The sequence below is a fragment of the Acinetobacter psychrotolerans genome, from assembly GCF_048552595.1.
In the GTDB taxonomy this organism is placed as follows: domain Bacteria; phylum Pseudomonadota; class Gammaproteobacteria; order Pseudomonadales; family Moraxellaceae; genus Acinetobacter.
The window spans coordinates 14,391-39,760 of the sequence record NZ_JBIMDK010000009.1 but is presented as its reverse complement, the minus strand read 5'-3'; the positions used below and the strand labels follow the sequence as shown (position 1 = coordinate 39,760).

The following is a 25,370-nucleotide window of genomic DNA, read 5'->3' as shown; positions in this document are numbered from 1 at the left end:
TTACCTAAAAATCACAACCAACAAACATAAAATATAAAACTTAACCTTTCTAACATTAAGCTATTCGAGATATCTATTTGAAATAATTATTCAAAAACAGAAATATCAAGTGCATTCAAACGATCTAAATCGGCTTGAGTATCCACGCCTGGTGGTAAGTTTACCTGTGCAACATCAATTGCAATACGATGACCATTTTCCAAAATACGCAATTGCTCCAAACTCTCTAAATGCTCCAATGTGCCTACATCCCATGTCACATATTCCTGCAAAAGTTTTACACGATAAGCGTATAAACCTAAATGACGATAAGCATGTTGATGCAATTGTGGCTCAACTAGCTTCGCACCATCGCGATCAAATGGAATCTGTGAACGACTAAAATATAAAGCTTCGTTAAATTTTGACATGACCACTTTCACAATGCTATCACGCTGAAATTCTTCTAATTGATAAATCGACTCACACAATGTCGACATAGAACATAAAGGCTTTTGCTCCAATAATTCAGCAACTTGAATCACCAATTCGGCAGGTAATAAAGGTTCATCACCTTGTACATTCACAATAATATCATCTACTGCCCAACCTTTAATCCGAGCAACTTCACTCAAACGATCTGTACCTGAAGGATGATCTGGGCTGGTCACTACAACATCAATACCTTCCGCACGACACACTTCAGCAATCCGCTGATCGTCTGTTGCCACACAAAGATCATCAAATCCTTGAACTTTTTTAGCTTGATCGACCACACGTAAAATCATGGCACGACCATGAATTTCTAAAAGTGGCTTAGCAGGTAAGCGTGAACTCGCAAAACGTGCTGGAATAACGATATGTTTCATCTAATAACCTTGTATTTAACCAATACCAAGCTGTGTGAGTTGCTGCCTTAGCAATTGGTAACATTCTTCTGATAAAACTGCCTCTACAGGTACAACCCAAATTTCACGGCTGAAAGAAGAATGTTTTTTCAATAGCGGCAAAAGTTTAACTGCATCTTTCTCAGTGGTAATAATCGGGTTCGTATCTTCAAACTGTAAATCATCAATTTCATAATCATGGTGATCTGGAAATTCATGACATTGAAACTGGTATACACCAATACTTTCCAGCGTATGATAAAATCGCTGTGGAAATCCAATCCCCACTACTGCATAGTAAGCTTGCTGCGAATCAAAACGATCTGATTGACCAAAACTGGGATTTAATAAATAGGGCTCAGCAACTTCTAAATGCATATTTAAATTAGACAAAGGTTGATGTGCATGTTCTATTACCGTACTATTTTTCAAACGACTAACAGGTTCACGCAAATAACCTTCTGGCAGCATTTTCTGATTCCCCAAACCTCGATTATTATCTAAAACAATCCACTCGAGTTGTCGTTCCAAAGCCCAATGCTGCAAGCCATCATCACTAATAATGAAGTCTAAGTCATAATTTTTAAGTAATAACACAATACTGTCTTGGCGACTTGAACCCACAGCCATGGGAACATCCGTCGATTGAACAATCAAACATGGTTCATCACCGTGAGTTTCAGGTACAGAATCGAGTGTAACCAAAGCAGGAAAAGGCCCCTTACCGCCATAACCACGACTAATAACACCAACACGTATTTGATTTTGTTGTAAATATTTAACCAATTGAATTAAAAGCGGTGTCTTACCACTACCACCAACCGTAATATTGCCAATGATCATGACTGGAATGGGCGCTTTATACGTTTTTTTTATCCCGCTACTATACAGCCATTTGTTCACTGCAAAGCCAGATTGATAAAGCCATGATAATGGGCGCAATACAATCAACCACTTGGCTTTCTTATTCCAAGCATTTTGAATGATTTGCGCGACTGACATACTCGATTATTCCTCGAAATTACGTGCATGTAACTGATAATACGCACCTTGCAGCGTTAATAACTCTGCGTGTGTACCTTGCTCTACAATATGTCCTTTATCCATCACCACAATTAAATCTGCATTTTCAATAGTCGACAAACGGTGTGCAATAACGATCGTGGTGCGGTCTTGAGCCTGCATTGCATTATCAAAAGCTTTTTGAATAAAGTGTTCTGATTCATTATCTAAAGCACTGGTTGCTTCATCTAAAATCATAATTGGCGCATTTTTCAGAATAGCTCGTGCAATAGCAATCCGTTGACGCTGACCACCTGAGAGACTTAAACCTTGCGCACCCAACGGTGTATCATACCCTTTTGGTAATCCCATAATAAAATCATGTGCAAAAGCGGCTTGTGCTGCTGCAATTACTGCCTCATCACTTACACCTTCCATCTGCCCATAAGCAATATTTTCACGTACTGTACGATCAAATAAAACCACTTGCTGATTTACCATTGCAATTTGAGAACGTAAACAATTCAGCTCAATGTCACGGATTGGAATATCATCAAGGTAAATTTGTCCTGCGCTATTTTCCTGAAAACGCACTAACATATTCACAAGTGACGTTTTACCCGCCCCAGAACGTCCAACCAATGCAACTGTTTGCCCTGCTTGAATATTCAGTGTGAAATCTTGAATAGCTTTTATATCGCCTTTATAAATTAAATCGACATGATCAAATTTAATATTGCCGTGTAATTTTGGTTTGAGTGTACCTTTATTCTCTTCTTGAGGTAAATCCAGAAGCTCAAAAACTGAATGTGCTGCAGCCATACCTCGTTGAATTTTCTCATTAACATCGGTCAATGCTTTAATCGGTTTACTCAACATTCCTGCGGCAGTGATATACGCAATAAACTGACCTGCTGTTGTATCATTGCCTAAAATTTCAGGACGCAATGCAATCCACATAATAAAACTCAAAGAAAGTGACATAATAAATTGTACAACTGGACTATTCAGCTGTTGTACCACCACCATTTTCAAACCACGTCTTAAGTTTTCTTCTGAGGATTTATAAAAACGTCTTTGTTCACTCTCTTCACCTGAAAAACTTTTAACAACAGCATTACCACTCACCGTTTCTTGCACGACATGATTCACATCACCCATCGTATCTTGAACTTGAATAGATAACTTACGCATTCGCTTTGCTGCCTTTTTGATAATAAAACCAATTACTGGCGCAAAAAACAAAATACAAAGTGTAAGTTTCCAATTGCTATACAACAAATAACCCAACAATCCAATGGTGATCAAACCATGTTGTACAATCGTTTTTAATGATTCAGTCGATGCAGCAGTCAGTTGCTCGACGTTATACATGATTTTTGCGGTGATATGACCACTATTGGTATCTAGATAATACTGCGCAGGTAAACGTAATAACTTAGCAAATACTTCCTGACGAATATTAAAAATCAAATTACGAGAAATAACGGAGGTGAAATACCCCCCCATAAACAAACCCACACCGCGGAAAAACATCAGTAAGACGACAAGCACTGGAAATATTGAAGTAAAACTACGATCTCCCGTTTGAATCGCAGTAATAATTTTTTCTAACAACTTCGCCACAGACACTTCTGTCGCAGCATTGACTACAAAACCAACAATGACTAATAAGGCTACACCCCAATATGGCTTTAAATACGACAACAGACGTGTGTATACCTTAAAATCTTGATTCACTGATTAATAACCTCGGGATGAAACTTTTGTACTGATATTAATATTAACAAAACCAAGTTGCCCTGCGACATCCATGACACGAATAACATCTTGATGAGTTGCCTTAGCATCCGCTGCGATAACAAACATCAAATCACGTTTATCGTTCGCAACTTGTTTAATTGCTGTGCTTAAATCCGCAATTTCTTGACTAGAAAGCGCCTGACCATTGACAGAATAATGCCCTGTCGAGTCTACCATGACTTCAATTTTGTGTTGGTATTCTTTTGGTGGAACACCTTGTGCATCTGGTAAAGATAAGTTAATACGACTTTGTTGATTAAAAGTCGTCGTCAGTAATAGAATCACTAAGATAAACAATAAACAATCAATCATTGGCGTAAGATTGATATGAATATCTTCAACCGCTTTGCGTTTAAATTTCATTACCACATCCCTAACGATTAGCTAGCTTTTTGTTGTTCTTTCTCATGGTGCTTTTGAAAAAACAATGACGCATGGAATAGTGTAGATTGCTGTTCTAATTCAGCCACATACTCTTGAACTAAACGCTGAAAATAACGATAGGCAAATAAAGCAGGGATAGCAATCACCATACCCGCTGCAGTGGTAATTAATGCTTTTGAAATACCCGGAATCATCATGGTTGGATTTGCAGTAGAACCTAAATCAATCACAAGGAATGATTCGATAATTCCGATTACTGTTCCCAATAAACCCAACAAAGGTGCAACCGCACTTAATGTACCTAAAAAGTTAATATTTTTTTCTAAAAAACCAATTTCACGAGACGCAGTTGCCTCCATCTGCGCACGCGCATAGGCTTCGCCTTGTGAATAGGCATCTATGCCATCTTTAAAAATATAACCCAATGAGGTTTGACGAACAGCTTGATCTTGCTCCATCGCATCAAGTACATCATCAATTTGACGTCCTTTTTGCATCAACAAGGGTTTGGGTAGAACCAAAGATCGTTTTAACCGTAAAAATCGCTCAATCGAAATTGCTACCGTAAAAATTGAACACAGCACCAATGGCACCATTAACCAGCCACCAGCTTTAACAAGTTCCCACATCTTTAGTTCCCCAACCTTATCTAACCATTTTTAAAAATTATTTTTCTATTAAACAGATGTTTAAAATACCATCCAACTCATCAAGTGAATTGTAGCTAATGACGAGTTTTCCTTTACCCTGTTTGTTGTAGTCTAATTTCACACTTGCACTAAAACGCTCAGACAACTTTTGTGTAAGTTGCTGCACATCGGGTGCTTGTGGATCTTTCAACTTATCCTGCTTTGGCGTATTCCAATCACGTACCAACTGTTCTGTTTGACGAACAGATAAACTTTTATCAATAACAATTTTTGCAATTTGTATTTGATCTTTGGCTTTCATCGTCAAGATGGCACGGGCATGCCCCATGTCCAATTGACCTTGTTGCATTAAGTCTTTAATTTCATCAGCAAGACTTAACAAACGCAATAAATTACTCACCGTGGTACGTGCTTTGCCTACAGTATCCGCAATCTCTTGATGACTCAGACCAAACTCTTCATGAAAACGCTGTAAAGCCAAAGCTTGATCTATCGGGTTCAAATCTTGACGCTGAATATTTTCAATCAATGCCAAAGCAATTGCGACTTGATCTGTCAAATCACGAACAATCGCAGGGATTTCAGCTAGACCTGCGAGTTTAGCAGCTCTCCAACGACGTTCACCTGCAATAATTTCGTAAGGTGTCTCACTATCTTCGATTGGACGAATCACAATCGGCTGCATCACACCATGTTTTTGAATCGATGCTGCCAACTCTTGCAACTCATTTTCATCAATAAAACGACGGGGTTGATAAGCCCCACGTTTTAAATGATTCACATCAATCTGTTTGAGCTGACCATGATCAAGTGCCTGAACTTCGAGCTGTAATTTTTCTTTTTGGATTGAACCTAATAATGCATCTAATCCACGACCCTTAGCCAACCCTCTTTTTTTAACGGTCATGCGTTACTTCCTTTTTTCACTTTGTTTTTTTTCAACATTTCAGCTGCTAAATTTAAATATGCAATTGCACCTTTTGAGCTTTTTTCAAAATAAATAATCGGCAAACCATGAGCAGGTGCTTCTGCAAGACGTACATTTCTCGGAATCACAGTATCATATAGCTTCTTACCAAAATACTGTTCTAATTCCTCAGAAACATCACGTGTTAATGCATTACGTGCATCATACATGGTACGTAATACACCGATAATTTCTAAATCAGGGTTTAAAGCTTGCTGAATCTTATCAATGGTTTGCGTAAGATCTGCCAAACCTTCCAATGCATAATATTCACATTGCATCGGAATCATTACAGAATGAACAGCAGCTAATGCGTTGACTGTAATCAGACTCAAACTCGGTGCACAATCGACAATAATATAATCATAGTCTTTTTCAATTTGCTTCAAGGCTTCACGTAAAATAAATTCACGCCCTTCTTGATCTGCAATTGCAAGTTCAACACCTGCCAAATCACGGTTTGAACCTAGAACTTTATAACCAACTTCTGCTTTACTGATTGCTGTTTCAATTGAAACTTCACCCAATAACACGTCGGTTACTGAATAAAGCAAATCATTTTTTTGAATTCCAGAACCCATCGTGGCATTGCCCTGAGAGTCCATATCGACCAATAAAACACGTTTTTTTAAGACGGCTAAAGAGGCAGCCAAATTCACGGCTGTTGTGGTTTTACCTACGCCACCTTTTTGGTTTGCGATAGCAATAATTTGAGCCATGGTAACCCCAATCCTTAGTTTGTTTTAAATTTGTTTGAGTAAAAGTAAGTGTCGTTGTTCATCTAAGCGTGGCACTTTTAATTCAATGATTTTGCAACTAAATTGATTTTTATGTAATTCAATTTCATCTGTGGGAACTAAGCCTTTCATCGAGGCAATCACACTACTTGCATTCATATAAGGCGTAGATGCTGTAATGAAATCTGTGAGTGATGCAAAAGCACGACTGGTAATCACATCAAACTGACCCAACTCTTGAATCATGTCTTCATTTTCAACACGGGTTTGGACAGCAATTACATTTTTTAATTTTAAATCTGCAATAAACTGTTTAAGAAAACGAATTTTCTTACCATTTGAATCTAATAAAACACATTGGCGATCGGGTTGGCATAAGGCAATAATCATGCCTGGCATTCCACCACCTGTACCAATATCAAGTAATCGACCCGCGGGCAAATCATTTAAAATACTTAAACTATCCAACAAATGTTTAACCAACATTTCTTTAGGATCACGGATTGCCGTTAAATTATAAGCTTTGTTCCACAAGGCTAACGCATCTTGATACTTCAAAAGCAAATTTAGTGCTTCTTCACTTAGTTCTAGCCCAAGCTGTTGACTGCCTTGCTTTAGCTCTGGAAAAAATGGATGCATAATATATTACATCTCAAAAAAATTTGTAGAAAGTATACCGATTTCTAGTCCGTGGAACAGTACTTAACGACGAGTTAATACACACTTAGTTGTGTTGACCCTGTCTAATTTGCAAATCTAAGGCAGTTAAACGCTCAGGTGTTCCTACATCAACCCATGCGCTCTGCATTTTTTCGGCAGAAACCCGACCATCCGACATGCCTTGTTTCAGCAAAGGTGCAAGCGGTCGCTTACCATTTTCCAAACCATCAAACATTTTTGGATGGATAATAGACACTCCACTAAATGTTAAATTTTCACCCTGTTGCTGCTGATCGAATGTATATGCACGACCATCAGCCAAAGTAAAATCACCATTTGGATGCTGCTCTGGATTAGCCACAAAAACCAAATGTGCTAGATCATCATCCAAATTCACATCTAGAAGCGAAGCAAAATCAAAAGTCGTCCACACATCACCATTCACAAGTATGAACGGCTCTGCACCTAATAAAGGCAAAGCATTGATAATACCGCCAGCCGTTTCCAAACCTTGATCTTCACGTGTCCAGCGAATAGTCACTCCAAACTGCGAGCCATCACCTAACGTGCCGATCAAAACATCTGCCAACCATGCAGAATTGATAATAATTTCAGTCACACCAATATTTTTTAGTTTTTCGATGTGCCAAACAATTAAAGCCTTCCCACCTACTTCAAGCAAAGGTTTAGGTTTATATAACGTCAAAGGACGCATACGATTGCCTAAACCTGCTGCTAAAATCATCGCCTTCATTAAGCAACAACCTCGTATTTACCAAATTTATCTTCAAATTTCGGCAAAACTTTAGCATGAATGAAATTCATGAATGGTTGTAATTCTGCATACGGCTTACTTTCTTCAAGTAAATACCACATAACACGCGGTAAATCTTTCAAATATCCCGATTTCCCATCACGTTCAAATAGGCGCACAAAAATACCTAAAATTTTGATGTGACGTTGAATCGCCATTAAATCAGCATCTTGTTTAAACTGTTCAAAATCACGCCCTTCTTTTGCAGAATTCGGCAATAGATCATAGAACACTTTGAACCATGTATAGACACGTTCAGGACCCCACTGTACGTAGGCATCACGGGTAATCGAAATCAAGTCATAAGTATCCGCACCAATCACCGCATCCTGAAAATCAATCACACCTTGTTCTGTTTCATCTTTTAGAATCATCAGATTACGGCTATGAAAATCACGATGTACAATCACTTGAGGCTGCGCTAAAGCGGCATTGGCAAGTATTGCAAAAGTACGTTTGATTAAAGCCTGTTCTGCTTCAGTTGGTTGGATCTGTAAAGATGGCAACAACCAATCGGTCAGCAACGTCATTTCCGAAATCAGCTTGTCGTAAGTATAGGCAGGGAAATGATCAACACCATCAATAGATTGTAATTGAATTAACTGTTTAAAGCTCTGTTCATAATGTGCATCTACGGTCTGATCATTGAGTAAAGTAGACAGTAAAACATCACCAAAATCTTCAATCAGTAGAAACCCTTGTTCTAAATCTTTTGCGACAATATGGGGTACGCGTACACCATTTTTATCAAAGAATTCATCTATAGACACAAAAGGACGACAATCTTCCTTCTCAGGAGGTGCATCCATCAACATAAATGTTTTATTATTCAAGCTAATTCGTGCATAACGACGGAAACTCGCATCGCCAGCTAAAAAGTTGATTTGAAATTGATCTGAATTAAGTACAGATGTAATCCAAGTTTGTATTGTTTGTTCACGTTGTGTATTCATTTGCAATTAAATCTAATTCAGGCTGCATTTTTGAAGCCCTAAGTGTAGCTACTTATCAACTTTTTCTCTATCATGCGACAATAATTAATTGCGATTTGCATAGTTGGTTAATGAAACAAATGAAGCATCAGTTTAAGTTTAATCCTTTAGCGACAGCCATTTTGACACTTCTTTGCGGAAGTTCTGTGTCTAGCTATGCTGAATCTACGGAAAATGTTTCGGAAGTTAACAATACGCAGTTAAAATCCGCAATTAAAGAAAGTTTTGCAGGTCAAAATTTCTTTGAACAATATTATGTCGATAAAAATTCACCAGAAGCACAAGTTCGCCATACAAAAAATACAAGCAATCATTACTGTGAAGGAGTTTGGATTACGCCCTTTAACAGCCAATCCAAAGCAACAAGCCCTGAAGATGGCACATCTGTTGTCACAGCTGATAATGCTTATTACAATCCAAATGGTGATTCAGTCCTTTCTGGCGATGTGATGATTGACCAATCTGGTCGTATGATTCGTGCCAACGAAGTGACTATTGATAAAACTCAAACTTTTGCCAAAGCCAAAGGCAATGTGCAGATGGCGCAAGGTGGTATTATTGCGCAAAGTGATGAAATTGATTACAACCTAAAAAGCGGAACAGGTCAGCTCAATAATAGTTTCTATATTGCTGAATTGACGCATGCACATGGTCATGCTCAAAAAATTGATAAAATCTCGCCGACTCAAATTATTTTAGAAAAAGCTAGCTATACCACTTGCCCACCCGATGAAAAACCAACTTGGAAAATTCAAGCGGATACAATTAAAATTGACCAAGAAACAGGTCGTGGGGTAACACGTGGAACTAAACTTTATGTCAAAGATGTTCCCGTCTTAGCTGTGCCTTATTTCAACTTCCCCATTGATGACCGCAGAACAACAGGGATTTTGAATCCAAGTTTCGGTTTTACCAATGACGGCGGTTTTGAAGTTGCAGTTCCTGTTTATCTAAATTTAGCACCCAATTATGATGCCACCATTACCCCACGCTTAATCACTGACCGTGGTTTAATGGCACAAGGCGAATTCCGTTATTTAACTGAAAATTTCGGTGCAGGCAGTGTTTGGGGTAGCTATTTACCTTCAGACCGTGAATATAATGATGAAGACCGCTCAGATTTACATTTACTGCATAATTGGCAAATCAGTGAGCAATGGTCAACAAATGTAGAATACAACTATGTTTCTGATAAAGATTTCTTTTCAGATCTAGACAGTAATCCAAACTCACGTACCGAGCTGAACCAACGCCGTGCATGGGAATTAAATTATGCACATGGCATTCCAGGACTGAAAGCACAATTTAAAGTGGAAGACTTCCAAACTTTGGATAAAACCATTTCCGATGTAGATAAACCTTATGCACGTTTACCACAATTTTTATTAAATTATATTGGTGGTAATCCACAAGGTTGGGAATACGAATACAATAACGATACTGCCTATTTCAAAAAAGATATTAACGATAGCAACACCAACCAGATTACCCAACCAAGTGGTACGCGCTTATACAACCAATTCGCGACACGCTATAATTTCCGAAATCCATGGGCATTTGCCATTCCTGAAGTTTCTATTCGTAGTTTAAATACCTTCTATGACCAAGAAACAGAATTAGCACTTGGAACAGATAATAAAACCAAATCCATTACTGTGCCTCAATTCACATTGGATACTGGGTTAACTTTCGAAAAAGATGGTAAATTCTTACAAACCATTACACCGCGTGCATTCTATGCATATGCACCTTATAAAAACCAAGATGGTAATCCGAATTTCGACTCAACCACAGCATCTATTGGCTATGACCAATTGTTCAGCCCGAATCGTTTTTATGGGCATGACCGCTTAGAAGATAACAACTTCTTGTCGCTCGGTATGAGTTATAGCTTATTTGATACAGTTGGATTGGAACGCTTAAGAGCGAGTGTTGGTCAAAGTTTTTACTTTGATGACCGTAAAGTTACACTGCTCAACAAGGCAGATGACTTTGATACAGAAAAACGTACTGGCCCCGTAATCAGTCTCTCTAGTCAACTTTCACAAAATTTCACCATTAATACCAATTCTGCGTGGATGTCGAATGGTGATAGTGCCCAACACGACTTCCAATTGTATTACACAGGCGCAAAAGGCAATCTCTACAATGTCGGTTATTTCTATCGAAATAACCTGCCAGACCGCCAAGATCAATACGATCAAGCAGTTGCATCATTTATACAACCCGTAAAAGACAATTGGCGTATCATGGGTCATGTTCAATATGATCTTGACAATCATGTCGCACGTGAATACTTATTGGGTGTGAATTATGAGTCTTGTTGCTGGGGAGTTTCAGTGTATGGTCGCTCATACTTCAATGATTTAGATGATGTTTCTCTTCCAGATACAAAACCTAAACGCGCTGTGATGGCTGAAATCACCTTAAAAGGACTTGGTGGTTTGAACAACAAATTAAGCTCACTACTTGAAAATCGTATTTTAGGTTTTGATAAAGCTAATCAATCTTGGACACATTAATGAAGACGCAAAAATTTAAAAGTTTATTTAAAGCATCAACCTTAGCTTTGTTAATTTCTACCTCTATTTCGCTCCATGCGGCACCACAAGATCAAATTATTGCAATTGTTGGTTCAACAGCAATTTTAAAAAGTGATTTAGATCAAGGTGTAGCTGAAGCAGTCCATAAATTGCAAGCTCAAAATAAGCCTATTCCACCCACTAATATTTTACAGACTCAAGTTTTAAATCAATTAATCACTCATGATGCACAACTTGAACAAGTCAAAAAATACGGTTTAAAAGCAGATGAAAAAAGCTTAAATGATGCGGTACTCAGAATTGCGCAACAATCTGGCGCGCCGTCATTAGAAGCATTCCAAAAAAAATTAGACTCTGTTGCGCCTGGGACATATGAATTATTACGTAGTCGCATTTCAGAAGACTTATTGATTCAGAAACTGAGCCAACAACAAGTGATGTCACGTATCAAAATTACAGATTTAGACGTCGATAACTTTTTAAAATCACCAGAAGGTCAAGCCGCTGTAGGCAGCCAAGCACATGTATTACACATGCGCATATCAGGAAATGCTTCTGCTGAAGAGTTAGACAATACTGCTAAAGCTGTTCGTGGCGGCTTAAAAAACAGCAATGATGTCAAAGATTTAGAAAAAAAATTCACAACTGCCCAAATAAAAGTTGATGGTGCAGATATGGGTTTCCGTCCCCTTTCAGAAATTCCGGCTGAACTTGCTGCGCGCGTAAGTACATTGGAAATTGGTCAAACGACTGAGTTGATTAAAGCGAAAGACGGAATTCATGTTCTTAAATTATTAGAAAAGAAATCAGACGACAAAAAAGCATTAGTCCCACAATACAATACTCGTCATATTCTGATTAAAACCTCTGAAGTGGTTAGCCCTGAAAATGCTAAACAAATGATTGATAGCATTTATAATCGTTTAAAAGCAGGCACTGACTTTGCAACACTTGCCTCAACTTACTCAGGTGATCCTGGTTCAGCACGTGATGGTGGTAGCTTAGGTTGGGTCAGCCCAGGTATGATGGTGCCAGAATTTGACAAAACGATGCAAAGTATTACTGTTAACGAAATCAGCCAACCTTTTGAAACACAATTCGGCTGGCACATTCTGCAAGTAACAGGTACACGCCAACAAGATATGACCGGTGAATATCAAAAACGTCTAGCACGCCAAACTTTAGGAGAGCGTCAATTCGAGTCTGAGTTTGACAGTTGGTTACGTGAGTTACGTGCAAACACCTATATCGAAATCAAAGATCCTAACTTAGATCCAAAATCAAGTAACTAAGTTACTTAAAGATACTAAAATAAAACCAGTCTAAATGACTGGTTTTATTTTAGTCTACCGACTCATCCAATTATCCCTATAAGATTTGCAGTCAATCTCCTGATATAAAAAAGACGCCATGAGGCGCCTTTTTTACATCATTAATTTAATAAAAATTAACGATTGTTTTCGTCTTCTTGTGAATCTTCAAATTTAGTTTCGCCACCAAAGTCAGCACCTTGACCACCGAAGCCACCTTGACCACCGAAGCCACCAGGTTGACCACCGCCGAAGCCACCGCCTTGACCGCCGAAACCGCCTTGACCGCCGAAGCCACCACCTTGACCGCCGAAGCCGCCTTGACCGCCGAAGCCACCAGGTTGACCACCGCCGAAGCCACCTTGACCACCGAAGCCACCAGGTTGACCGCCAAAGCCGCCAGTTGGTTGACCACCGAAGCCGCCAACAGCGCCTTGTGGAGCACCAGCAGGAGCACCAGCAGGACGTGGATTACGTGCTGGAACAACCGTTGAAATAGCGTGTTTGTAAACCATTTGGCTTACTGTATTTTTCAACAAAACAACGTATTGGTCAAAAGATTCAATATGACCTTGTAATTTGATACCATTTACAAGAAAAATAGAAACTGGAATACGTTCTTTACGGAGAGAATTTAAGAACGGATCTTGTAAAGTTTGACCTTTAGACATTTTATACTCCAAAAAAAAAATTAAAAATTCAGCGCAAAAACTACCTTTATTTTTCAATTAAAATTTATAAAAAAGGTAGTAGCTAAATTTTGCTTTATCCGTATAAGTTTCGCAAGTCTTCTTGAGCTCGGCTTATCGTTAAATAAGTTTTAAAATGGTGTAATTCTTGCAACGAACGTAACCAAGTGTATTGACGTTTTGCTAATTGTCGTGTCGCATATAGCGATTTATTTTGCATTTCAAGTTTACTTTCTTGACTCAAGTCGCTGTTTTTTAAAAAATCAATAGCTTGGCGATAGCCTACAGAACGAAAAGCGGGCAAATCCTCATCTAGATCGTATTTATTCATAAGATTCTCAACCTCATTTAAAAATCCGATTTCCCACATTTTTTCCAAACGAGTCTCAATACGTTTGTGCAATTCTACGCGGTCAGGGAGTAATGCATAATTATGGAAATTATAGCGATATGGTTGCTTTTTAGGTTGTTCTGCTTGTAATTGTGTAATGGCCTGTCCAGTAATTTTATAAACTTCTAATGCACGAATAATACGCTGCTTATCACTGACTTTAAATTTTTCACCTGCGAGCGGATCAACTGACTTTAATTCATCATAAACTGCTTGCCACCCTTCAGCTTCTGCCTTTAGCTCTATCGCTGCACGAATTTCATAATCTGCACTGGGTAAATTACTAGACAAACCTTCCAGTAATGCTTTGAAATACAGCATTGTTCCACCCACTAGAATCGGTGTCTTACCCTTACCATGAATTTCATCAATTAAGCGGCTTGAATCTTCGACAAATTCAGCAGCAGAATAGACTTCAAGTGGGCTAATAATGTCGATTAAATGATGCGGATAGCGCGCCTGCTCCTCTTTTGAAGGTTTAGCGGTACCAATATTCATATCTTTAAAAACTAATGCAGAATCGACGGATATGAGCTCATAACCGCCTCGCTCAAAAAGCTCACATGCCAAAGCGGTTTTCCCGCTCGCTGTTGGCCCCATTAAGTTGATGACGGGCAATTGATTTGACATGTAAAACTACTCTCCTCGAGCAAATAATTTATCAAGCTGTGACAATGGAAATGCACGCCATGTCGGACGCCCATGATTACATTGACTCGCAAATTCAGTTTGTTCCATTTGGCGCAGCAAAGCATTCATTTCCGAAAGACTGAGCATACGATGGGCTCGAACCGCTCCATGACATGCCATACCCGCTAAAATATGATCACGCTTTTGTTGCAATGCCTGCGCTTCATCATTGGGGTCTAAGTCATTGAGTAATTTTGGCACAAGCGAGTCAAAATCGGCCTTGTGTAAAATGGCAGGAACACCTCGAACAATTACTTGCTCATCACCATATTGATCTACATCTAAGCCCAATCGCTCCAATTGAGACTTTAATTCATCAATACGGGTCGCTTGCATACGTGTAATTGAAATGACTTTAGGAATAAGCAATTGCTGTGAAGTCCAAAATTCAGGTTTATCCCAAGCCAGTTTCATTTGTTGCAACAAAATTCGTTCATGTGCTGCATGCATATCAACAATGATCAAACCTTCAGTATTCTGTGAAAGTATATAAATACCATGCAGTTGTGCAATCGCAATACCAAGCGGATATTCATCTACATATGATGTCGCCTGATTTGAAATAGCATCTACAGAACGATTATAAGAGTCTTGATCTGAAAGATTTTCTGCATCATAAATAGGATTGGCATTTGAACCATCCGTTTCACGTAATGGAGCGAGATAGCTTTTTAAAGCATTATTGAGTTGCTGTGTTCCACGATACTGTAGTTGAGACTGTTGCGATTGATTTTGTTGATAATGAATCGCTTGTGGCTGATATGTACTGAAATCATTCAGTCCATCACTGACGACTTGATTTGCAATTGAACCAGTATTGCTTAGGCTATTTTCAGAGCTTGTATTCGACTGCTGGTTTCCCTGTACGTTATTCGTATCACGATGTAATTGAAATTGCTCCTGATGGCGTGGCTGTTGTTGCCATTGATTTTCGGTCGTGTCATCTTGCTTCATTGCAGAAGACAATTCAGCTGTTGCCGTTTGAAATTGCGCTAAAGTTGCTTTGGCATAATGTCGTACAAATTCATGCACTTCACGTTGATTTAGAAAGCGAATTTCATGCTTAGTTGGATGCACATTCACATCAATATTTTCAGGATCTACTTCTAAAAACAGTAAATAAGCTGCATGTTGATGACCATGCAAAATTCCATCGTAAGCCATTCTTAATGCATGGGAAATAGTTTTATCTTTAACAACACGACCATTCACATAGACATATTGTAGATCTGATTGAACACGTGCATCAGATGGATGACCGAGCCAACCGGATAGACGCATACTGATACTATCTGCATCAATCCAATAGGCATTTTCGGTAAATTGGCGACCTAAAAGTTGTTGAACCCGTTGGAAACGTAATTCGCCACTATCTGCAATAGGAAGATTTAAACGAATGTTATCATTATGTTCTAACACAAATCGAATATCGAAATGAGTCAAAGCCATACGACGAACAATTTCTTCTATATGCCCAAATTCTGTCGTTGGTTTTTTTAAAAATTTACGACGCGCAGGCACATTAAAAAATAAATCTTGTATACGGATATGTGTGCCTTGCTGTGCAGCAACCGCTTGAATATCTTGCTGATCAAAAGCCGTTCCATTCACTTCAAGCTGATAACCGATCCCCGAATCATCTTGACTACTGGTCAGTGTTAGCCTTGAAACCGCTGCAATTGAAGCCAATGCCTCACCACGAAAGCCTAAGCTAATAATAGCTTGCAAATCTTCTGCGGTTTGAATTTTACTGGTTGCATGCCGTGTTACAGATAATGGCAAATCATCTGCATGAATGCCCCGTCCATTGTCAATAATTTCAATGAGCGTACTGCCACCTTGCGCCACACGAATAATCAGTTCAGTCGCCCCTGCATCAATCGAGTTTTCCAACAACTCTTTGACCACGGAGGATGGGCGCTCAATCACTTCACCTGCGGCAATTTGGTTCGCCAAAGCAGGATTTAAAGTTTGAATACGTCTTAAACTAATTTCTTCACGTAGCATTCAATTAACCTAAAATGAATAATGATCTATAGATTTAAAAATGAGATTGTTCACGACATACTTCATGTATGTACGCAATCAATTTAAGGCTTTGATTAATTCAGCAGAAATACTGTTAATGGTTACTTCACGAGCCTTTTCATCATCAGTTTTATGAATTTCGATAATATGATCTGCTTGAGGAATTTCTTCACCACCTTTAGATGGCCACTCAAACAAAAATAAAGCATTTGGAATATCTAAATAATCACGAATACCCATTAATTCAAGTTCATACGGATCATTTAAGCGATATAAATCGAAATGAAAAATGTCTTTTCCATGAATTTTATACGGTTCAACCAAAGTATACGTTGGGCTTTTTACCGCACCTTGATGACCTAAATTTTGTAGCCAATACCGTGTTAACGTGGTTTTTCCTGCACCTAAATCGCCGATTAAATAAATTACGCCATTTGCAATGTTTTGCGCCAGTTTTTGCGCCAGTTTTTGCGTATCCTGTTCATTGTTCAGGCTTAATTTACTTGAATATTGCATAGCACTCACGACATGATTCCAACCAGCCATTATGATAGCATTGCGCAGCTTTAAAACCTATGTCGCATTGTTTGGAAAATATTTCATCTGCTTTTTCTACATACAAACTTACCTTAAATCTATGATTTTATCTCTATCATGAAAAAACCCATTACAGCTTCAGAATACCAGCCGCCCATGCGTAATGGTGTGACTGCATCTAAAGTCTTTATTGAATCTACAAATCAAAAATATCAAACAACTTTTGAATATTTGTGTGAGCACTTCCCTCATATCGAAAAAAATGAATGGCAACAACGCTTTGAAGACGGATTAATCCTTAATATACAAGGTCAAACCTTGTCTGTGGCAAGTGCCTTACAAAGCAATACGCATCTTTATTATTACCGCTTTTTGAAACATGAAATCCACGTACCATTCTTAGAAAAAATCATCTTTGAAAATAATGACTTATTAGTGGTAGACAAACCGCACTTTCTAACTATTAGCCCGACTGGAAAATACGTTCAGGAGACCTTACTCGTTCGGTTAAAAAAGAGCACTGGAAATGAACAGCTTACACCCATTCATCGCTTAGATCGTGAAACGGCAGGTATTGTATTATTTTCTAAAAATAAAGCTACACGCGGTGTTTACCAGCAAATGTTTGCCGAACGAGAAGTTAAAAAAATCTATCACGCAATTGCAGCTTACAATTCAAATCTTACCTTTCCATGTCAGCTCAATTTGAGAATGGAAAAAGGACATCCTTTTTACACTATGCAAGTGGTTGCAGGTAATGCCAATTCAAGTACAGACATTGAAATACTTGAACGCAACCAGTCTTGGGCAAAATATTTACTCAAACCATTAACAGGTAAACAACACCAGCTTCGTGTGCATTTGAATTATTTAAATATTCCAATCAAAAATGATCCTTTTTATCCAACAGTCGTTCACAAAAATGACGATGATTTTTCACAACCCTTGCAACTTCTAGCCAAACAAATTGAGTTCTTAGACCCATTAACAAAGCAAATTATGTGTTTTTGTTCTGAGTATGAATTGACACTGTAATTATTTCGTAATGACAAATATATGACTTTTTGATGATTAGACATTGAAATTGTTTAAGCTTTGAGTAGAATAAGCATTCAAACTTAATGTTGTTTGGTCAAATACATGAGAAAAACGGAAGTTTATCAAGTACGCCTTGATTCACAAGAAAAAAAACTGGCATTTGCCGTTTTTAAACAACTGGGGATCACGCCTGCTCAAGCAGTTCGCCTTTTTTTTAAGCAAGTGGTGATTACAAAATCGATCCCCTTCGCAATTGAAAATCAGAGCATCAACATGGATCAATTGTTAAAGTTAAAAAAACTGAAACAAGAACAGCAAAATGATCAAACACATCGTTCTGACGATTTAATAGACGACGATGAAGACCTATTTGCAGAACTGAATGCCATTTTGGGTGAAAGTGACAAAATTTAACAGTGTCGCATTTTAAAACAATTAATTAAGCGCATATTGATTTTTTTTGGTTATGCTCTTTTGCAAAGATAAAAAATCATTGCAAGGAGTATATCCATGATCGTGCGACGTGCGAGCAAAGAAGACTTAAACCAACTTGCTGTTTTATTTGATGAATATCGTCAATTTTATGGTACTTCATCGAATATTAAAGAATCCTACAACTTTCTAAAACAGCGCTTTGAAAATAAAGAAAGTGTTATTTTCATTCATATAAAAGATCAGACTTTTACAGGATTTGTATTGTTATATCAGGGTTTTTCTTCTGTAGCTTGTTCTAGTTATTATATTCTAGATGATGTTTATGTCACCCCTGTATTTCGTAGACAAGGTTCAGCGAAGCAACTCATTGATACTGCAATTTTGTTTGCACGACATGACAATGCATTAAGAATTAGCTTAGAAACGCAAAAAAATAATTATCACTCGATCGAACTTTATGAAAAAATGGGCTTTGTAAAAGATACCGAATTTCAAACCTATCATTGTTTTTTAAAATAAGTAAGTAGGAATTCCCTCTCCTTTTAAAGAAGAGGCTCAGGGAGAGGATTTGTTGATAAATCCCCCTTATCCCAACCTTCTCCCAGACAATATATAGCGCAAGAGAAGAAACCACCAATATTGGTTTTATAGCATCTTTAATTGTAAATAGTTGGTTGTTTTTAACTTACGCAAATGGTCTAGTATGAATACTTCAAACAATTAAAGTGTTTGGAAATAGTTGATATCTGTATTTTTTGCTGCAACAAATTGCGCTTCAGTTAAATAAACCCATTCGCCTTCTGGCAGTTCAGCTAATTTGAGCTGACCAATTTGCCCACGATGTAAAGATTCTACTTTATTACCCACGGCAGCGAGCATTCGTTTAACTTGATGATAAACTCCTTGATGAATTGCCATACTCAATTCATGTTCTGCAATACGTGTTACTTCAGTTGCGGCAAAACTCCCTTTTTCATTACGTAATTCAACACCATTTTCAAGCTGTTGAATTTGCTCATCTGTAATCGGGTCAATTGTTTTGATTTGATAAACTTTTGGCACATGCTTTTTAGGGTGCGTCAAAGCTTGCAAAAACTGCCCATCATCTGTGAGCAACAACAAGCCCGTTGTATCTTGATCTAATCGCCCTACGCACTGCAATCCACGATTCTTAAGCACATCATCAAACAAATCAAATACGCTAAAATGATGTGTTGCTTGATGAGAACATTCATAATTTTGCGGTTTATTTAAAGCGATATAGACTTTTTCACGGTATTGGAATGTATTCCCATACACTTCAAATTCTAAATCTTGTAAATCCAATCTAAATTTAGGATCTGTGATGATGTCATCTTGAATCTTAATTGCAGCATTTTGAATGAGCTGTTGGCAATTTTTACGTGTACCGAACCCTTGTGATTGCAACATTTTTTCCAACAGCATAAATTTAAACCTTTCTTTTGAAGTGCGGAGTTTACCTGAGGATAAACAACATAGCGATGTTACAACTCATACAAATCGACTATTCAACATAAAATCACACATTCATTTCACATAAAACTATCATAATCGCTATTTTAATATTCTTAATCACATGACTTTTCCAAACCTGACTTGGCTTTTCGTTATAATAAAACCAAGTATTAATTGAAAATGATGAATCTAGATGAGTTTTTCCAGTCTTGACCTTAACTTAATTGTCCTAATCGTTTTACTTGCATGTGGAGTATTTAGCCACAACACGGCGATCACAATTGCTGCTGGAGTATTAATTGTATTTAGAATTACACCTTTAAGTGAATTTTTTCCTTTATTACAAACACATGGCTTAGAAGTTGGTGTCATTATTTTAACCATTGGTGTATTAACCCCAATCGCAAGTGGCAAAATTCCGGGTGATGTTATTTTAAAATCATTCATGCATTGGAAATCTTTAACTGCAATTGCAATCGGGCTATTGGTCGCTTGGTTAGGCGGTCGTGGCGTACAGTTGATGACCAACCAACCCAATGTTGTTGCAGGTTTATTAATTGGTACAGTTGCAGGCGTTGCACTATTACGTGGCGTTCCTGTTGGTCCATTGATTGCAGCAGGTATTTTATCTTTATTAATTGGTAAGTCTTAAGCCGTTTATTTACGTCAATTACCCACGTCTTTACTTAAATTTTGATGGTGATTCAAATTGTATGCTCGCTCGAAATATCGATTGAATTTTAGTTTCACCTCAATCACCACCTTTTAGTTTAGTCACCAAGCAACTCTCGCTCTATGCCAGAAGATTGTTTTAGCGATACTTGTTTATATTTTGTTTTGAATAACACCTGACTAGAGACGATTCCACAGCATGACAATATTGCCATCAGTACGCCTACCCAGATCCAAGAGCCAAATTGTGAAACGATAAAAGCCACACTTGGCGGTAAAACAAGTTGTGAAATGGCTGATAATTGTAAAATCAACCCAATTGTAGTACTAATTGCCAAAGGATGAACTGCAAAATGCAAAGCTTGGGAAAAAACGACTGCGGCAACAAAACCGCCAAACAATGAAAAGCTAAGAACCAGAACATATTGCAAAATGAATGGTAAAAATTGCTTGAAGCCGTAAAAACCAATTGCGCAAAAAATTAGAATCAAAAAACCAATTTGAATTAAATATTTAGGTCTAATCCCCTTTTGAATCAAATGGCCACAATATACTGTTCCAACAGCATTACTCATTGCAACGATTGCAGTCAGCACCCCTGCCATTTGTAAAGAAATCTGATTTTGCTGATAAATTGATGGTAAAAAGCCAATTAAACCTAACCATTGCCCTGTATACGTTGCAAAAATAATAGCCAAAATCCAAGCAGGTGGATGTTTTAAAGTGATGGCTATTAATTGTTTAACATCGATATTTTTTGCATTCACCGTTTGATTCTCAGAACTTTCAATCACTCGATATTTAAGGCTTAAATCTTGATTTATCTCTTGAACATTGGGGACTTGCTTGTAAATGATCAAAGCGATTATTACCGATAATATGGCAAAGAAAATCCAAACGCCTTGCCAATAAAAATATTCGATGAGGTAAGGTGAAATGAGTATCGCAATACCAACACCGCCGCCCATATAGGCACTCCAAACACCCATTTTCTTATGAATTTGTTCTGGAGGAACCAGTTTTCGAATGTATGCGGGCGCACTTAAAGTCACCAATAAAAAGCCAAATCCTTCAACAATTCTGAGTAATAATAATGAGTAAATATCATGGCTAAAGCTCCCCCATAGACTTGCACTAAATAAAAGCAACAAGCCAATAACAATACAATTTTTTAAGCCAATTCTTTCGACATAACTGCCAAGTAATAATGCAAAACACATACCTGCACCCTGCACTAGAGACAGCAATAAACCTGCTTGAATCAAACTAATATGCAGTTCATTTTGTAAAATGTGTACAACAGGAGGTAATTTTCCAATATGCATGGCTGCGACAAATCCTGCGCAAATAATCCATATATCCTTGGATAGCTTTAACATTTTAAAACTCTTTTCATGTAATATTTCAAATATACATGAAAAATAAACGATAAATACAAAAGCTTTATTTAAACATAATTGCTAATTATATTTTTAATATCTCATATTTTGAGATTTAAATCTTTTCGAACTCTCTTATTCCCATACATTTTTAAATCTACAAATTCAATCAATTTATTCAGTTCTAAGCCATCCTCTGGAAATAAAGCCAAGCCAACACTTGCACCCTTTATTAAATTTACAACTCAATTATGCATTGATGTATGGCTTTCATATAAAGCTTAAATTAATGCACAATAATAACTTGAATACCGACATATTAAAATGACTCACATTTAAAGGAAATTACTAAAACTATGAAATGTCTGTATCATAGTCCTAAAAAACGAGACACTTTTTACTCAAAATATCTATTTAAAATTTCCTAGCCTTTCTAAAAATAGGTCGATAAAAGTTACTTCTACACTACATGAAAATCCAAACATTACTGTTGGTAATAATGATTACGCTTCTGTGAAAATTTACCAAGTTGCTTTAAAAACCCTTCAAAATAACTTTTCTCTTTTTCTTCCACACGATAGCCTGCATACAATGTACGGCGCAGACCTTGCGGTGATACACAATCTAAACGGCGAGACGTCACCCAACCTTTTTGTTCATACTCATACACAACCCAATCAGGTAAAGCCCCTATTCCACGACCACTTGCAACCAATTGGATAAGCATTTGGGTTAAATCTGTTGTACGAATATGTTTGGGTAAAATATTGGCAGGAATAAACAATTTCGCCATGATATCTAGGCGATGCTTATCTACAGGATAAGTAATCAACGTCTCTTCTGCAAGTTCTTGAATCGTGACACTTTCCGTACGTACCAACGGATGAGTATTGGACAATACTAAACGTGATTCATATTCAAAAATTGGGAAATATTCAATACCTTTTAATGCAATTGGGTCAGCGGTAATCAGTAAATCAAATTCTGCATTCTGCAATAGTTCATGCGGATTCGATTCAAAACCAGAAGCAAAGTCTAGATCTACATCTGGGTATTGCTGACGATATTGGTTTAGCAAAGGCATTAACCAATCAAAGCAACTGTGGCATTCTGATGAAAATATAATGCGCCCTGTTTGCCCATGCACAATACGGGTGATGTCCGATTGTGTAATCTGAATCTGCGGCAAAACATCATCTGCAAGTTTTAACAGTCGCTGACCGACATTGGAAAAAGTAACAGGACGATTACGGCGATTAACAACTTCTACACCATACCAATGATCTAATTCTTTGAGTTGATGGGAAATAGCAGATGGTGTTAAACACAAGTCATTGGCTGCTGCAACAAGTGAACCATGTTCACGCAAGGCAGTTAAAGTCTTTAGGTGACGGATTTCTAACATTGAAATCTATTCCATGATCGATTCAATCGTAAATAAGAGAAAATTAATGCATATTAAAGTACTTAATATGCTTCATAACTTTAATGTCATGAATAAAATTCACTATAACATGAAATTAATGAACTTGACTAAACATGAATAATATTTGATTATTACCTAGTGAAATGAATTCAAATCACGCTTAGAAAGTTTTATAGATATAGCTTTTGATATTCATAAAAAGTTTAAAGCAGTCTAAATAAATGATAGAATAATGAAAATAAAATCGTGTCATCAGTTAATCAGCGCCCCCCATTCGTGGAGGCTTTTTTTCGCAACTTACTTGTTCTTTATTTATCTAGCCGTATGAGCAACCGTAGTGATTCAGATTGCTTTAAGAGGATTCGAGATACGCTTTAAATAGAATATAGCTGCATCTCTTTTAAAAATAATGGCTTATTTATCTGAAAAATTTTGATGCAACAAACGAACCAATTCAACATTTTGAATTTCAACTTGCGCCATACGCGCAGTGGTTTTATCAAGCACTTCTTGTTGTATATGCATCTTTTTCGCTAAATCTTGCATAATATGTAAAGTTTGCTTGAGATGTTCTTCTTGTGCATTAATATGCTGTTCTTGTTCACTTTGAATGATTAAAAATTCTTGATTTTCCTTAGTCATTTTACCCATTTGCCAGATCAAAAACATCACAGCAAAATAAAGAATCACTATTCCTGTAATCATAAATATCATCTTATTTTTCCCCTTAAAATTACACGCTAAAAACCACGAACCAAAAGAAACTTTTTTATATCAAACAATGGCTGAATTAAAATGAACTGAGTTTAATCCTATTTAAAAATATATGATTAAAAACTAGTTTATTATGAGTTAAACAGCTCACACAAATCGAGTAAACGATTTGCATATCCCCACTCATTATCATACCAAGCAAAAACCTTAGCTTGATGCCCCACCACCATAGTCTGCGCTAAATCGACAATAAGCGAATATGGCGAATGATTAAAATCACTTGAAACCAACGCCTCATCTGTTACAGACATGATTTCGGCATAATCGTATTTTGCAGCCTGTATCAGTGTTTGATTAATAGAATGACTGGTAATGGGTGATTTAGAAATAAAGGTTAAATCAATTGCAGCCACGTTTATGGTCGGAACACGAATTGAGTATCCGTCTATACGATTTTCCATCTTAGGCATGACTTGTTTTAATGCACCGAGAGCCGAAGATGTTGTTGGAATGATATTTTGCCCAGACGCTCTTGCACGTCGTAAATCACGATGTGCATGATCTAGAACCGATTGATCTGCTGTTACTGCATGAATTTCGGTCATTAATGCCGTATCTATCCCAAAAGCATCGTCAATAATTTTAACCAATGGCACTAAAGCCTGCGTGGTACATGACACACTGGAAATAATCTGATCGGAACTTTTTAATTCATGATGATTCACACCATAAACAATGGCAGCATCAACTGTATCAAACGGTGCTGCGCCAATAATGACTCGTTTCGCCCCTGTTGTAAGATGTTTAGTCGCAGCCATTCTTGAACGGAATAAGCCTGTACATTCTAAAACCACATCTATATTAAGCGCTTGCCAAGGCAGTTTTTCAGGCTCAGCTTGTCTTAAAACTTGTACTTTAAGCTGAGTTTGACGTGCATCAATCGTCATATAAATTTGGTCATTTTCCTGAACAATATTGACTGCACCATCAAAACGACCATGCGTGGTATCGTATTTAAATAAATGTACGAGTGTTTCAACATCGGCAATATCGTTAATAGCAACAATTTCAAAATGAAAGTTTTTCGGATTTTCGAACCAAGCTCGTAATACATTCCGTCCGATTCGCCCAAATCCATTTATTGCCACACGTTGCATCAGATGTCCT

Annotated in this window: 25 protein-coding genes and 1 pseudogene; 6 read left to right on the top strand and 20 right to left on the bottom strand. The window is 37.5% G+C overall.

What is annotated here, in order from left to right:
* Positions 1-86: 86 nt before the first annotated feature.
* The 10 genes from kdsB to ACG94X_RS09735 form a co-directional block, all read right to left on the bottom strand.
* A complete protein-coding gene (gene kdsB / locus ACG94X_RS09780; protein ID WP_419383539.1) occupies positions 87-848 on the bottom strand; it encodes a 3-deoxy-manno-octulosonate cytidylyltransferase in 762 nt (253 codons plus the stop codon).
* A 15-nt stretch (positions 849-863) separates the two neighbouring features.
* On the bottom strand, positions 864-1,868 hold the full coding sequence (gene lpxK, locus ACG94X_RS09775) for a tetraacyldisaccharide 4'-kinase (RefSeq protein ID WP_419383538.1): 1,005 nt from the start codon (positions 1,866-1,868) through the stop codon (positions 864-866).
* 6 nt (positions 1,869-1,874) lie between these two features.
* Positions 1,875-3,608, bottom strand: coding sequence for a lipid A export permease/ATP-binding protein MsbA (msbA, locus tag ACG94X_RS09770; RefSeq protein WP_419383537.1), 1,734 nt, complete (start codon positions 3,606-3,608; stop codon positions 1,875-1,877).
* 3 nt (positions 3,609-3,611) lie between these two features.
* Positions 3,612-4,034: an ExbD/TolR family protein gene (locus tag ACG94X_RS09765; protein ID WP_419383536.1), complete on the bottom strand. Its 423-nt coding sequence runs from the start codon at positions 4,032-4,034 to the stop codon at positions 3,612-3,614.
* Between the two features lie 17 nt (positions 4,035-4,051).
* Positions 4,052-4,684 (bottom strand): MotA/TolQ/ExbB proton channel family protein, encoded by a 633-nt coding sequence (locus ACG94X_RS09760; protein WP_419383535.1) that lies wholly within the window; start codon positions 4,682-4,684, stop codon positions 4,052-4,054.
* Positions 4,685-4,721: 37 nt separating this feature from the next.
* On the bottom strand, positions 4,722-5,612 hold the full coding sequence (locus ACG94X_RS09755; RefSeq protein WP_419383534.1) for a ParB/RepB/Spo0J family partition protein: 891 nt from the start codon (positions 5,610-5,612) through the stop codon (positions 4,722-4,724).
* Entirely contained in the window at positions 5,609-6,391 is a 783-nt protein-coding gene (locus ACG94X_RS09750; RefSeq protein WP_419383533.1) for a ParA family protein, read from the bottom strand. Before ACG94X_RS09750 ends, ACG94X_RS09755 begins: the two co-directional genes overlap by 4 nt.
* Before the next feature lie 24 nt (positions 6,392-6,415).
* Positions 6,416-7,048, bottom strand: coding sequence for a 16S rRNA (guanine(527)-N(7))-methyltransferase RsmG (gene rsmG, locus ACG94X_RS09745; protein ID WP_419383532.1), 633 nt, complete (start codon positions 7,046-7,048; stop codon positions 6,416-6,418).
* A gap of 85 nt (positions 7,049-7,133) precedes the next feature.
* Positions 7,134-7,823: an N-acetylmuramate alpha-1-phosphate uridylyltransferase MurU gene (gene murU, locus ACG94X_RS09740; RefSeq protein WP_419383531.1), complete on the bottom strand. Its 690-nt coding sequence runs from the start codon at positions 7,821-7,823 to the stop codon at positions 7,134-7,136.
* On the bottom strand, positions 7,823-8,836 hold the full coding sequence (locus ACG94X_RS09735; protein WP_419383530.1) for an aminoglycoside phosphotransferase family protein: 1,014 nt from the start codon (positions 8,834-8,836) through the stop codon (positions 7,823-7,825). Before ACG94X_RS09735 ends, murU begins: the two co-directional genes overlap by 1 nt.
* 119 nt (positions 8,837-8,955) lie before the next feature.
* On the opposite strand from ACG94X_RS09735, the gene ACG94X_RS09730 reads away from it, so the two are divergent.
* Both ACG94X_RS09730 and ACG94X_RS09725 read left to right on the top strand, forming a co-directional pair.
* Positions 8,956-11,397, top strand: a complete 2,442-nt coding sequence (locus ACG94X_RS09730) for an LPS-assembly protein LptD (protein WP_419383619.1) — start codon at positions 8,956-8,958, stop codon at positions 11,395-11,397.
* The gene (locus ACG94X_RS09725) at positions 11,397-12,710 is read left to right on the top strand and encodes a peptidylprolyl isomerase (protein WP_419383529.1); all 1,314 of its coding nucleotides are present in this window, start codon (positions 11,397-11,399) and stop codon (positions 12,708-12,710) included. Before ACG94X_RS09730 ends, ACG94X_RS09725 begins: the two co-directional genes overlap by 1 nt.
* 155 nt (positions 12,711-12,865) lie before the next feature.
* On the opposite strand, the gene hfq is transcribed toward ACG94X_RS09725, so the two are convergent.
* From hfq to tsaE, 4 genes are all read right to left on the bottom strand, one after another.
* On the bottom strand, positions 12,866-13,399 hold the full coding sequence (gene hfq, locus ACG94X_RS09720) for an RNA chaperone Hfq (protein WP_419383528.1): 534 nt from the start codon (positions 13,397-13,399) through the stop codon (positions 12,866-12,868).
* Positions 13,400-13,493: 94 nt separating this feature from the next.
* The gene (gene miaA / locus ACG94X_RS09715) at positions 13,494-14,438 is read right to left on the bottom strand and encodes a tRNA (adenosine(37)-N6)-dimethylallyltransferase MiaA (protein WP_419383527.1); all 945 of its coding nucleotides are present in this window, start codon (positions 14,436-14,438) and stop codon (positions 13,494-13,496) included.
* A 6-nt stretch (positions 14,439-14,444) separates the two neighbouring features.
* Positions 14,445-16,505, bottom strand: coding sequence for a DNA mismatch repair endonuclease MutL (gene mutL / locus ACG94X_RS09710; RefSeq protein WP_419383526.1), 2,061 nt, complete (start codon positions 16,503-16,505; stop codon positions 14,445-14,447).
* 78 nt (positions 16,506-16,583) lie between these two features.
* The gene (gene tsaE, locus ACG94X_RS09705; RefSeq protein WP_419383618.1) at positions 16,584-17,042 is read right to left on the bottom strand and encodes a tRNA (adenosine(37)-N6)-threonylcarbamoyltransferase complex ATPase subunit type 1 TsaE; all 459 of its coding nucleotides are present in this window, start codon (positions 17,040-17,042) and stop codon (positions 16,584-16,586) included.
* A 138-nt stretch (positions 17,043-17,180) separates the two neighbouring features.
* On the opposite strand from tsaE, the gene ACG94X_RS09700 reads away from it, so the two are divergent.
* The 3 genes from ACG94X_RS09700 to ACG94X_RS09690 all read left to right on the top strand — a co-directional run bounded on the left by ACG94X_RS09700 (position 17,181) and on the right by ACG94X_RS09690 (position 19,055).
* Positions 17,181-18,098 carry a pseudouridine synthase gene (locus tag ACG94X_RS09700; RefSeq protein WP_419383525.1) on the top strand — a complete coding sequence of 306 codons (918 nt, stop codon included), beginning with the start codon at positions 17,181-17,183 and terminating at the stop codon, positions 18,096-18,098.
* Between the two features lie 105 nt (positions 18,099-18,203).
* A complete protein-coding gene (locus ACG94X_RS09695) occupies positions 18,204-18,515 on the top strand; it encodes a type II toxin-antitoxin system RelB/DinJ family antitoxin (protein ID WP_419383524.1) in 312 nt (103 codons plus the stop codon).
* A 96-nt stretch (positions 18,516-18,611) separates the two neighbouring features.
* On the top strand, positions 18,612-19,055 hold the full coding sequence (locus ACG94X_RS09690) for a GNAT family N-acetyltransferase (protein WP_419383523.1): 444 nt from the start codon (positions 18,612-18,614) through the stop codon (positions 19,053-19,055).
* 201 nt (positions 19,056-19,256) lie between these two features.
* Here the strand turns inward: ACG94X_RS09690 and ACG94X_RS09685 are convergent, their stop codons facing one another.
* Positions 19,257-19,982 (bottom strand): pseudouridine synthase, encoded by a 726-nt coding sequence (locus ACG94X_RS09685; RefSeq protein ID WP_419383522.1) that lies wholly within the window; start codon positions 19,980-19,982, stop codon positions 19,257-19,259.
* 223 nt (positions 19,983-20,205) lie between these two features.
* Between ACG94X_RS09685 and ACG94X_RS09680 the strand changes: the two genes are divergently transcribed.
* Positions 20,206-20,664 carry a DUF441 domain-containing protein gene (locus tag ACG94X_RS09680; RefSeq protein WP_419383521.1) on the top strand — a complete coding sequence of 153 codons (459 nt, stop codon included), beginning with the start codon at positions 20,206-20,208 and terminating at the stop codon, positions 20,662-20,664.
* Positions 20,665-20,782: 118 nt separating this feature from the next.
* Here the strand turns inward: ACG94X_RS09680 and ACG94X_RS09675 are convergent, their stop codons facing one another.
* From ACG94X_RS09675 to ACG94X_RS09655, 5 genes and pseudogenes are all read right to left on the bottom strand, one after another.
* Positions 20,783-22,063 carry an MFS transporter gene (locus ACG94X_RS09675; RefSeq protein WP_419383520.1) on the bottom strand — a complete coding sequence of 427 codons (1,281 nt, stop codon included), beginning with the start codon at positions 22,061-22,063 and terminating at the stop codon, positions 20,783-20,785.
* A 101-nt stretch (positions 22,064-22,164) separates the two neighbouring features.
* Positions 22,165-22,305 (bottom strand): annotated as a pseudogene (locus ACG94X_RS09670) (GGDEF domain-containing protein); the annotation flags it as partial.
* A 242-nt stretch (positions 22,306-22,547) separates the two neighbouring features.
* A complete protein-coding gene (locus ACG94X_RS09665) occupies positions 22,548-23,468 on the bottom strand; it encodes a LysR family transcriptional regulator (protein ID WP_419383519.1) in 921 nt (306 codons plus the stop codon).
* A 435-nt stretch (positions 23,469-23,903) separates the two neighbouring features.
* A complete protein-coding gene (locus ACG94X_RS09660; RefSeq protein ID WP_419383518.1) occupies positions 23,904-24,203 on the bottom strand; it encodes a hypothetical protein in 300 nt (99 codons plus the stop codon).
* A gap of 131 nt (positions 24,204-24,334) precedes the next feature.
* On the bottom strand, positions 24,335-25,360 hold the full coding sequence (locus ACG94X_RS09655) for a type I glyceraldehyde-3-phosphate dehydrogenase (RefSeq protein ID WP_419383517.1): 1,026 nt from the start codon (positions 25,358-25,360) through the stop codon (positions 24,335-24,337).
* Between the last annotated feature and the right edge of the window lie 10 nt (positions 25,361-25,370).